Source organism: uncultured Maritalea sp., assembly GCF_937139385.1.
GTDB classification, from domain to species: domain Bacteria; phylum Pseudomonadota; class Alphaproteobacteria; order Rhizobiales; family Devosiaceae; genus Maritalea; species Maritalea porphyrae_A.
In genome coordinates, this window is record NZ_CAKZPW010000156.1 from 1 (window position 1) to 8,739 (window position 8,739).

The following is an 8,739-nucleotide window of genomic DNA, read 5'->3' on the forward strand; positions in this document are numbered from 1 at the left end:
AAAGAAAACTGTACGAAATCTAGGCGATCACTTGTGAAATTTAAACATATTGAAAAAGGTAAATGGAGCGGGTAGCGAGAATCGAACTCGCATATTCAGCTTGGAAGGCTGCTGCACTACCATTGTGCTATACCCGCATCCGGTTCGGTCGACCAATGTTACATGAATGGTGGAGGGGACTGGATTCGAACCAGTGTAGCCTAAGGCGCCAGATTTACAGTCTGGTGGTATTAACCACTCACCCACCCCTCCACATTTATTCAATGCAACTCGGGACCGAGTCTTGTCAGTTTCCTTCATGAAATGAAAGCAACCAACGCGCGGTTTATGGTCACCATGACGCAATCTGTCAACACCAAATATGTTGTTTTGATGAACCTTTTCTTGTTCGCCCCAGTTTCTGGCGCTTTTGGCCATGAACGAAATATCTAAATATGCTGGACCTGTCCCCACTTTCACGCTACCGAGCACATTATGAAAGATAAATCGAGATTTCAGCCGCGCCGAAAACCAAAGCTCAATGCAATTGAAGCAGGTCAGTTCTATGTTTATGGACTGCACCCCGTTCAAGCTGCGCTGGCCAATGATGCGCGCGAAAAGCACACCCTTTACGCCACGCCAAACGCGATCCGCCGCCTTGAAGAAGAAGGCGCAATCATCAATGTAAAGGTGAAGGATACAACGCCGAAACGCCTTGATGAAATGCTGGGCAAAGACGCGGTGCACCAAGGCGCTGCATTGCATTGCAAGCCGATCGATCGCCAGTCGTTTTCTGGCTTGGAAGATGCAAAGCTATTGCTTGTGCTGGACCAAATCACCGATCCACACAATGTAGGCGCGATTTTGCGCTCCGCTTGTGCATTCGGCGCAGATGCGGTGGTCACCCCTGCCCGCTTTAGCCCACAAGAATCAGGTGTATTGGCTAAATCCGCCTCTGGCGCACTTGATTGGACGCCCATGATTGAGGTGAAAAACTTAGGCAACGCCATTCAAGAGCTCAAAAACATGGGCTTCACCTGCCTTGGATTTGATTCAGAAGCCCCTGAAGAGCTGCAAGCGGGCGGCAATGCCGACAAGCTGGCCATTGTGCTGGGTGCTGAAGGAAAGGGCTTGCGGCAACGCACACGCGAATTATGCGACAAGATGGTGCGCTTGGATATGCCGGGGCCTATCAAGTCCCTCAACGTCTCCAATGCGGCCGCAATCGCCTTGTTTGCGGCAACACGGCGCTAATCGCCGAATTAGGAAGCCAAATTGAGTGTGGGTCGTCCCGCGACGGCCCAAAAGCCTAAACGTCTCTTCGTTAGCACCAACAGACCGATCACAGAAAACAATGTGGTCGCCAGCGTCGCGAAAGCTGCGCCATAGATGCCATAAATTGGTACAAGCGCAAGGTTAAACAAGACGTTGCACACCAGAGAAACAATCAACACAATCGACAACCCACGTTGCCCACCGGTCATGGCCAAGCCAAATTTGGTCACCGCCGTATAGCTTTGAGCTAAAAGGCCAAAGGTCAAGATCAGCAGCGGTTGATATGCGACTGCATAAACATCGCCAAATAGCACCAACAAATACGCACCAACAAACATCAAACCAACAAAACCAATCAGTGTCGGCCAAAACGCCAATGCCGTGAACTGGCGCATCAGGCGTTGCACTTCTGCGTTGTTGCCCTTGGCGTAAGCCGCTGCGATAGGTTTGCCCGCGGTTGCACTGACTGCAAACGTTATGAAACTCAAAAGCGCAGCAATTTTTGTGGCTACGAAGTAAAAAGCCAACTGATCGGGCGTGACAAAAAACTTCAAAACGAGAATGTCTGTATTGGCGAGCAGGATATTATAGGCTTCCATGGTGGTCAGCGGTATCGCCGTGTACAACCACTCGCGACGTATGCCTGGGGTCGACTTGCCTTGTGATTTGCCTACAAAAAGCCCGCGCAAGTACCAAAACTGCCAAATCCAAGCAAGCAAATACGCATAACGCTGCCCGAAGACAGATCAACGCCAAAAACATACAATGCCACAACCCCAGTGCCCAGTAAGATCGGGCGCCACAAGAAGCCAGGTGCATATGCGATAACATTGCGCCCTAACCCACGGGCCAAGCCCTTGCCAATTTCTGTGAGGGTGAACAAGGGCACACAAAACGCGCCCACAAACAATGCAGGCCGATATATTGCCTCAACAAGTGTATTGGGCAAGATCTGCAAAGACAGCAAAATACCGGCGACCGCCAGACCAGTCACAAAAACCGCAACAAAAACACTGAACCGTGAAAACCGGCCCAACTCAGCGGTTTTGTTTTGATCAACATAGGTTGCGACAAATTTCGTCGCCGCAACTGGCAAACCTATACCTGAGAATGTGCCCAACAGGACAACAATGGTCCAAGCAAAAACATAGACACCATACTCTGTTGGTTCGAGAAGTCGCGCCAACAACAAGTGAGAAAGAAATCCGATCCCTGCACCAAACACGCGCACAAACAATGTTGCTAACCCAGTAGAGGTATTGCCTGTAAGTTTTTGCCGCAATTTGGAAATAACGCTCACGCTAATCGCCCAACCTTAAACTAGGCTAGCTAGCCTGTTTCCTGTCTTTAGGAATATCAACTGAGGAGCTTTGTGCCATTGTCTGAGGCACAACGACACCATGTCGGCGTTCAGGACGGCCTTTCCTTTGCCACAAAATCCGATCGAAACCACGCCGCAACAAAGCCGAAAACTCAAATATTGCCGGTTTCAGATCGTCGAAAACAAAACTATCCGATACTTCCTTTGCCCGGATGCAATTCACAGAGTGAATTATCGTTTCGTTCAAAGCGGAGACGATAACGCCAACATTTGCACGTCCCCGCCCCTGAAGCTTATGCAACAAAGTCAAAACTAAGTTTTTCCCAACAACGCCAGATTTGTAATCGGTAGCGTATGCCCGCTTAACATCCAAATGGATGTCTGCGAACATCATCGGAAAATCAATCCCGAGCGCCAATGGCAAGGGCATAGACCCCCAAGGGCGAGCATTTACCTCAAGCAAGACCCATTCACCTGTGGTCACGGACTGTCGAAATTCAAACATCGCGATACCGTTTAATTTGGTCGCTGCGCACATTTTTTCAACAGCATCATACATGCCAGCATCAATCGGCTCGCTGATACGTACCGAGCTGCTGCCCCCACCTGGTTTTTCCACCAACCGACGATGTTGAAATGCACTCAGTATTTTGCCTTTCCGAGCGGCAACAGATAAGCCCACGCCATCAGCAGCACCGGCCGCAGGAAAAAAACTTTCAAGCAAATACTGGCCCGCACTGGGCAAACAATCCAAACGAAAAGCAAGCTCATCCTGACTTGGGACCACATAAACCTGTCCGCGCGTTTCAAGTTCCTCAATTGAATAAGAACTGCGAGCCTTCAACATCAACGGCAGCCCGTATTTCTCAACTAAAGCCTTCGCGTCGCTGTTTTGATCAATAGTTTCGCCTTTAGCAATTGGAACGCCTAGTTGATGTGCCAGCTCTCTGGTGCGGGCTTTATCAAACAGCATTTCGAGTGCGCGGGGGCCAGGATCAGCCAACCTGAAGTTACGTTGATTTGTTGGCACGGCGCATAAAGGCAAGAGCGCGCGTTCATCACATGGTACAATAAGGTCAAAATGTTCAACGGCCTGCAAATCACGAACTGCAGTCACCCACAAATTCACGTCCAATCCTTGCCTTGGCAATTTGTGAACCTGTTGTACATATTTTGAAAAAAGCGCAGGTGCGGCCCAATTGAACGGCGCTGCGTGAACTTCAAAACCTTGGCGACCGTACGAACGGGCGCAAGCCAAAAATGAGCGCATGTCGTCCCCAACCAACAATATCTTGGTCTGAGATTTGGTCTTGCTTATTTCAAGTGCTGACTGCACGCCGTCTCCACACAACTTAACCGCCAAAATATCTTTAGCGTTACAATTATTCAAACTTACAATGCGAGATAACGAATTTACCAATGGTTACATTTGGTTGTTTTGAACAACTAAAAAGATTTGAGGTTAACAGAATGCTGAAATCAATTTATTCGGCTTTAACCTTTCGACACCGACGACTTTTCTTTGGACGGGAACGCACAAACACGTTTGGTCTGCTTGCCCTCTGATATTAAGCTTTATAGGCTCAACTCTAACACTTGGAGTTTGGTGAATGAAAATTCTTGAAGTCAATGATCTAAAAAAACTCGCTCAGCGGCGTGTGCCAAAAATGTTCTTTGATTATGCGGACAGCGGTTCTTTCACGCAAAGCACATACGCTGCGAACGAGGCAGACTTTGGCAACATCAAATTGCGCCAGCGTGTCGCTGTCAATATGAGCAATCGCACGCTAAAAACCAAGATGATCGGCCAAGACTTCTCCATGCCGGTCGCCATCGCTCCAACGGGCTCAACGGGCATGCAACACGCAGACGGCGAAATTCTGGCGGCCCAAGCAGCAGAAGAATTTGGTGTTCCCTACACCCTTTCAACCATGAGTATTTGCTCGCTTGAAGATGTGGCCGCGGCCACAAAAAAGCCTTTGTGGTTTCAGCTATATGTGATGAAGGATCGTGACTTCAATAAACGTTTGATTGAACGGGCAAAAGCAGCTGGATGCTCCGCGCTTGTGCTGACCCTTGATCTGCAGATTTTGGCGCAACGCCATAAAGATCTTCGCAATGGACTAAAGGCTCCGCCAGAGATCAACTTTTCGACATTCTGGCAGTTCGCCACGCGACCTCGTTGGTGTATGCAAATGCTGCAGACCAAGCAGCACCAATTCGGCAACATTTACGGACACATCAAAGACGTCACCGATCTCGCGTCGCTCCACGAATGGTCTGCCAAGCAATTCGACGAAACACTAAGTTGGCAAGACATTGAATGGATCAAGGAGCAATGGGGAGGCAAGTTGATACTAAAAGGCATACTTGACCCAGAAGACGCCCAGATCGCCACGCGAACAGGCGCTGACGCCATTATTGTTTCCAATCACGGGGGGCGACAGCTGGACGGAGCGCCTTCCTCAATTTCTATGCTGTCGCCAATTGTTGATGCGGTGCAAGGTGATATCGAAGTGCATATGGACGGCGGAGTACGCACTGGCGTTGATGTTTTGCGCGCCAAGGCTTTGGGCGCTCAAGGCGTATATATTGGTCGCCCATATCTATATGGACTAGGTGCCATGGGCAAAGCGGGCGTGACCAAAACACTAGAAATACTCGCTAGTGAGCTCGACACCACTATGGCCCTGTGCGGTGAACGCGACATAAATGACGTGGGTACCCACAATCTAATTTCCTAGACGTTCGCCCTCATGGTTGATATTCCTTGAGCAAAAATGTCATCAACGCATATTATTCAAACGCCAAGACTTAAAGCGAAACCATCACATGACCAAAGGCCTATGCCGACTAGCGATTTCATTACTCTTTGCCCTATTGGGCACCCTTTTTGCACATGCGAACGAAATCACAACGCAGCTAGAACGCTACATTGATGAACAAAATATCGACGGAGCAAGTTTCTTTGCAAGCGTTGACGGCAAAGTCATTGAAGCTGTTGCGGGTACAATAGATCCCGCCCAAAAAGAAGAAACCGCTGTGGGAACGCGCTTCTACATCGCCTCAACTGGCAAGATGATGGTCGCCGCAGCAATTCTTTCGATGGTTGAAGATGGGAGTTTGCAACTTGATGAACGAATTTGGCCACTGATCAAATCCATTGGTGAAATCGAGCGTCTAAAAAACGCTGACGTGGTGACACTGCGCCAAATTCTCAACCATACCTCAGGACTTGCTGAATATCTTAACGAAGAGTTTGACGACGCAAGCCAGCGTGAGCCAGCAAAACGTTGGACACCGCAAGAAGCCCTGAGCTTTGCGTATGACGCAAAACCGGCTTTCTCACCTGGCAAATCATTTGAGTACACGAATACAAACTATGTCCTCTTGGGCTACATTTTAGGGCAGATTGATGGGACAATAGAAAAGGCCTTAGAAAACAGAATCTTTAACAAGGCTGGCATGAACACGGCAAGTGTCGGCGCCCAGGCATCAGCCCCCCATTTGGCTCATGGTTTTGACGAAGATGGTAATGACGCGAGCGAGCAGGCCTGGGCAAGCATTTTGGGCGATGGTCCTGTCGTTTCAACCGCTCAAGACGTCGCCAAGTTTATGCAAGCTCTGTTTGACAGTCGAAAACTGCTCGGCCAGAACCTGCTCGACCAAATGCTGACGGGTTCGCAACACGATGAGGGCTATGGCCTAGGCATGGGCGTTGATGAAGATGAATGGGGGCATTGGTATGGTCATGCGGGCTCATACGGTGGTTTTGAGGCTGACGTTCGGTTCTACCCTGACCTAAACTCTGTAATGGTCGTCTTGATGAACGGAAACCCCGACGAGGAGAACCCATTTTTGGACACTGCAGCGCAAAAGCTGTTTTAGCTTGATTTCAAATATTCACGCAGCTCGTCAAACTGGCGATATGTCGGTGATATATTGGAGATAATCGGCGATACTTCAGAACGTTGTAACCACCTGAGCGCCTGTTCCAATGGCATCGGGTGGCCAACGCCAAACCCTTGAATAACTGTGCATCCAGCCGCTTGCAACTCTTCTGCTTGCTCAATCTCTTCAATACCCTCAGCAACCACGCTCATCCCAAGCTCGCTGCATAGCGCAATGATGGTGCGCACGATTGTAAGTGTTGCCGGATCTAAAAGCATATTGCGTACCATAGCGCGGTCAATCTTGACCCCATGCGTAGCGATCCGAGTCAAATGCGCCAGCCCTGCGTACCCCATTCCAAAATCGTCCAATTCAACTTGAAAACCTTCATTGCACGCCTCACGGATTGTTTCCAAATTTGAACCATTCATGCCTTCCAAAAGGTTTGTCTCCAACACCTCAATCGTAACGCTCTCGTTTTTCAAACCACGTAGTTTAACGGCGGAAACCAACTCGCGGATAAAGGTTGGCTTATTTAGCGTGGCAGTTGAAACGTTCATGGAAATACGCAAGTGGGTGTGACCCTCAGCATGCATAAATTGCAAAGCATCTAAAGCGCCGCACATCGCCACATGATCGACACGCGCCATCATGCCGTTCTGCTCTGCAATGGTTAGGAACTCTTGTGGGGGCAATTTGCCGTAAACTGGGTGGTACCATCGGATCAAAGCCTCAAACCCATGCACCGCACCAAGTTCAAGATTATACTGCGGCTGCAGTTCGACGGCCAACTGACCTTCGTCGATGGCCGGACCTAATTGTGAGGAAAGCTCCATGCGGCGTTCATAAACGGTGCCCAAATCCCGATTAAAGCACGATATTCCGTGCCGTCCATTACGCTTGACTTCATAAAGGGCAACATCTGCATGCTTGATGAGATCATTTTCATTTGTTGCATGCTCGCCAGAAATCGCAATGCCGATACTGCACCCAAACTGCACCACATGATCACCAGAATGAAATGGTCGCTCAAGGGCAGCCAATATTTTTTCCGCAATTCCCTTTAGGGGCTCAAATCCAAGTGTCTCTTCAAACACGACCAAGAATTCATCACCACCAAAACGACCTACCATACCCATATCACCAACAATTCGGGTCATTTCAGTCGCTGCATGAATCAACACCTGGTCACCAACAGCGTGCCCTAAAGTGTCGTTGATAGATTTGAATTGATCCAAATCGATGTGCAACACGCCGGCAGTCTTATTGTTGCGCATGGCGTATTTTACAACTTCGTCCAAATGCTTGGACAATTTCATCCGGTTTGGCAGCCCTGTAAGAGAATCATATTCTGCAAGTTCTTTGTTCAGCAACTCAGAACGCCGCAGTTCTTCTTCGTTGTTGCGTTGCTGTGTTATTTCACGCGCAATAATAATGACTTTTGGATCTTCATCGTCATTGAATTTGGCAACAGCAAAACTCAGCTGATTCCAAAAATGCTCGCCATTTTTGCGAATGTTCAGTATGCATTCGAAATCTTCCAAAACGCCTGACGTCACATCGTAATGGAACTCGTCAATTTCTGCTTGGCTGGGTCGAATGTCTGGTGGAATGACAAATTCTTGTGGTTTTCTGCCCAAAATCTCCTCGGCCGAAAAGCCTGTCATCTTCGAATAGGCAGGATTCGACCATTCGATGTGCCCCTCAAGATCTTGGATAAGAATGCCGTCATTTGCATTCTCTAAAATGAGAGCCATGACCGCATTCTCGGCCCGCAACTCATGCAGTTTCTGATTCACGTTCTTTAGTTTCTTGCCATAGTTTACACGTGCTTCGCGATTCCGGCGCGCATAATAAACCACTCCGCCACCTAAAAGGCAGCCGAGTAACAACACAAGAAACTGAACGACAATGACCATATCCACAGGGTCAAGCACTCCTAATTAACTCAAGAATACAATGCTACTCGTTAATTAGAGCCAAACGCCCATCATCGTCCAGACGTGTTTCAGAAATCTTGGCTGTTGACCTTAGTCCAAGGGCGTTGCCAAGGGCTCGCTCGATTCCGTATCGTCGATCTTGTGTCCGGACCCGACGCAGTTGACGCGGACAAACAGAACTCTCTGCACATCCGCTGAGCAAAACAAAAGTCCTCCCAACCCGTCAGCGCTATGGGAAGTAGGACCGCACAACATTGTTTGGCCGGTTCTCAAATTGGCATTAACCGACAATTCATGAATCGTGAGTTTGTCTTGAGAGGGCTCCCAATAAAA

At 48.9% G+C, this 8,739-nt stretch carries 7 protein-coding genes and 2 tRNA genes; 3 read left to right on the plus strand and 6 right to left on the minus strand.

Translation table 11 applies throughout. The features are described from left to right. Positions 1-63: 63 nt before the first annotated feature. A tRNA-Gly gene (locus Q0231_RS06580) sits at positions 64-137 on the minus strand. Between the two features lie 30 nt (positions 138-167). After that, positions 168-252: transfer RNA gene (locus Q0231_RS06585), tRNA-Tyr, on the minus strand. A gap of 222 nt (positions 253-474) precedes the next feature. Here Q0231_RS06585 and rlmB point away from each other — a divergent pair. Then, on the plus strand, positions 475-1,233 hold the full coding sequence (rlmB, locus tag Q0231_RS06590; RefSeq protein ID WP_269393951.1) for a 23S rRNA (guanosine(2251)-2'-O)-methyltransferase RlmB: 759 nt from the start codon (positions 475-477) through the stop codon (positions 1,231-1,233). Between the two features lie 8 nt (positions 1,234-1,241). On the opposite strand, the gene Q0231_RS06595 is transcribed toward rlmB, so the two are convergent. Genes Q0231_RS06595 through Q0231_RS06605 form a run of 3 tightly spaced genes read right to left on the minus strand, consistent with a single transcriptional unit; the run spans position 1,242 to position 3,911 of the window. Beyond that, entirely contained in the window at positions 1,242-1,943 is a 702-nt protein-coding gene (locus Q0231_RS06595; RefSeq protein ID WP_299346579.1) for a polysaccharide biosynthesis C-terminal domain-containing protein, read from the minus strand. Then, positions 1,925-2,554, minus strand: a complete 630-nt coding sequence (locus Q0231_RS06600; RefSeq protein WP_299346582.1) for an oligosaccharide flippase family protein — start codon at positions 2,552-2,554, stop codon at positions 1,925-1,927. The genes Q0231_RS06595 and Q0231_RS06600 overlap by 19 nt, the downstream gene beginning before the upstream one ends. 25 nt (positions 2,555-2,579) lie before the next feature. Continuing rightward, positions 2,580-3,911 (minus strand): hypothetical protein, encoded by a 1,332-nt coding sequence (locus Q0231_RS06605; protein WP_299346585.1) that lies wholly within the window; start codon positions 3,909-3,911, stop codon positions 2,580-2,582. Between the two features lie 274 nt (positions 3,912-4,185). Between Q0231_RS06605 and Q0231_RS06610 the strand changes: the two genes are divergently transcribed. Both Q0231_RS06610 and Q0231_RS06615 read left to right on the plus strand, forming a co-directional pair. Then, positions 4,186-5,319 (plus strand): alpha-hydroxy acid oxidase, encoded by a 1,134-nt coding sequence (locus Q0231_RS06610; RefSeq protein ID WP_299346588.1) that lies wholly within the window; start codon positions 4,186-4,188, stop codon positions 5,317-5,319. A gap of 88 nt (positions 5,320-5,407) precedes the next feature. Continuing rightward, positions 5,408-6,463, plus strand: coding sequence for a serine hydrolase domain-containing protein (locus Q0231_RS06615; protein ID WP_299346590.1), 1,056 nt, complete (start codon positions 5,408-5,410; stop codon positions 6,461-6,463). Here the strand turns inward: Q0231_RS06615 and Q0231_RS06620 are convergent. Further along, complete coding sequence (locus Q0231_RS06620; RefSeq protein ID WP_299346593.1) at positions 6,460-8,385, minus strand: EAL domain-containing protein; 1,926 nt, start codon at positions 8,383-8,385, stop codon at positions 6,460-6,462. The two genes, Q0231_RS06615 and Q0231_RS06620, sit on opposite strands and share 4 nt — an antisense overlap. Positions 8,386-8,739 lie beyond the last annotated feature (354 nt).

Coding starts and splice junctions, on each gene's coding strand:
- rlmB (WP_269393951.1), top strand. CDS start 475: ATGAAAGATAAATCGAGATTTCAGCCGCGCCGAAAACCAAAGCTCAAT.
- Q0231_RS06610 (WP_299346588.1), top strand. CDS start 4,186: ATGAAAATTCTTGAAGTCAATGATCTAAAAAAACTCGCTCAGCGGCGT.
- Q0231_RS06615 (WP_299346590.1), top strand. CDS start 5,408: ATGACCAAAGGCCTATGCCGACTAGCGATTTCATTACTCTTTGCCCTA.
- Q0231_RS06620 (WP_299346593.1), bottom strand. CDS start 8,385: ATGGTCATTGTCGTTCAGTTTCTTGTGTTGTTACTCGGCTGCCTTTTA.